This window comes from Nocardioides sp. (assembly GCF_964228225.1).
GTDB lineage: Bacteria > Actinomycetota > Actinomycetes > Propionibacteriales > Nocardioidaceae > Nocardioides.
This window is the reverse complement of sequence record NZ_CAXQZB010000084.1, coordinates 1-2114: the sequence shown is the minus strand read 5'-3', so window position 1 is coordinate 2114 and position 2114 is coordinate 1. Positions and strand designations below refer to the sequence as shown.

1 protein-coding gene is annotated in these 2114 nt (G+C 74.4%); it reads left to right on the top strand.

The window, feature by feature from the left end; all coding sequences use genetic code 11:
- Nucleotides 1-2032, top strand: a 2032-nt coding sequence (locus ACERUJ_RS19690; RefSeq protein ID WP_370250669.1) for a CocE/NonD family hydrolase, incomplete at its 5' end; no start/stop codon positions are given.
- Between the last annotated feature and the right edge of the window lie 82 nt (nucleotides 2033-2114).

Here is a 2114-nt window from a genome sequence, read left to right as displayed (position 1 = left end):
GCGAAGGCCGTCCGCAACGCGACCGAGGCGCTGCTGCCCGAAGCCCTCAAAGACTTCATCAAGGCGAAGGCGAAGGAACTACGCGGCGGCAACGGCAACGAGCGACCCCAATCCCCACCGCCGGCGCCGCGCCCTGATCGGCGGCGGCCTCGCCGCCGCCCTCGCCGCCGGCGCCCTCGCCGGTCCGGCGGGCTCCCCCGCCACCGCCCGGCCCGCCCCCGAGTCGGCCCAGACCGCGACCGCGGGCTCACCGGGCGCCCGGGCGACGACGTCGTCGCGGCCCCGCTGGACGCCGCGCCCCGAGCTCTACGACGGCACCGAGACGATCACCGACCTGCCGATCCCCATGGACGACGGCGTCGTGCTGCGCGCCGACCTCACCCGGCCCACCCTGGACGGGGAGTCGATCGACACCCGGCTGCCGGTGATCATCACGATCACCGCCTACAACAAGACGGTGCTGGCCAGCAGTCCGCTGGGCGGCGGCAGCGCCGACTACCTCGTCAAGCGCGGCTACCAGCAGCTCACCGTCGACGCCCGCGGCACCGGCACCTCGGGCGGTGTGTGGGGCGCCTTCAGCGCGCGGGAGGCGAAGGACGCCGTCGCGATCGTGAACTGGGCGGCCACCCAGCCGTGGAGCGACGGCAACTCGGGCATGAGCGGGCCCTCCTACATGGGCATCAGCCAGCTGTTCGCCGCGGCGGGCCGGCCGCGCGGGCTGAAGGCGATCTTCCCGCAGGTGCCGGGCGCCGACGTGTACCGCGACGTCGTCGCCAGCGGCGGGCAGATCGACGTCGGCTTCATCCCGCTGTGGCTCGGTCTGGTGACCGGCGCCGGCCTGATCCCGCCGGCCTACGGCGCCGCGGAGCCCGCCGCCGGGTTCAGCGCGCTCACCGACCGGCTCACGACCGCCACCACGTTCACCGCCCCGCTGATCGCCTCGGCGCTGCTCGGCGGCGAGCCCGCCTACGACGGAGCCTTCTACCGCGAGCGCTCGGTGATGCGCGTGATCGACCGGGTGCGGGTGCCGACCTTCCTCATCAGCGGCGAGTACGACCTGTTCCAGCGCGGCACGCCGCTGTTGTTCGAGCGGCTGCGCCGCAACCGCGTCCCGGTGCGCATGATCACCGGCCCCTGGGACCACCTCGAGGGCTCCTCCGGCGCCGGGCTGGCCGACGCCGGGTACGGCACGCTGCAGGAGCTGCAGCTGCGCTGGTTCGACCACTACGTCAAGGGCCGCCCCGACGCCACGCTGTTCAAGCAGATCGCCCCGTTCAGCTACTACGAGCAGGGCACCGACCGCTGGGTGCGCACCCAGCGCTACGTCGACCGCGACCTGCGGGCCCGCTCCTTCCGGCTCTCCGGCGACGCCGCCGCGGGCGGTCGCCACGGCCGGCTCACCCTCGGCGACGCCCGCGCGGGCGAGGCGATCGTGCCCGCCGTGCCGGTGACCGGGCTGTGCACGCGCTCGGCGAACCAGTGGACCGCTGGGGTCATGAACCAGGTGTTCCCGCGGAACCCCTGCTTCTCCGACAACCGCCTCAACGACCTCGGCGGCGTCACCTACGAGACCGCCCCGATGGAGCGCACGCTGCGGGTGCAGGGCCCGATCAACGCCCGGCTGTACATCTCCACGCCCTCGGGCGACGGGATGCTGTCGGTGACCGTGTCCGACGTCGCGCCGAACGGCACGGTCTCGCGGCTCACCGGCGGATGGCAGGTCGTCAGCCACCGCGCCCTGGACCGCAACCGCTCGCGCTACCTCGACGGCACCCTGGTCCAGCCCTTCCACCCCTTCACGAAGGCCGCCCAGCGCCCGCTGGCCCGGGGCACGGTGGCACCGGTCGACGTCGAGGTCTTCCCGACGGGGGCGGCGATCCGCCCGGGCCACCGGCTGCGCGTGAGCATCCAGGCCTTCGACGTGCCGCACCTGCTCTCACCGCTGCCGTCGCTGCCCGCCCAGCTGCTCCCGCTGACGGTGCACAGCTCCGCCCGCTACCCCTCGGTGCTCAGCCTGCCCGTGCGCCGCTGACGGTCGGGGGCGCCGGGCCGGAGACCGACGGTTTGCTCGGTTGGCCGAGCCAACCCTCCCACAGCGGCCGAACGCCCCGCGG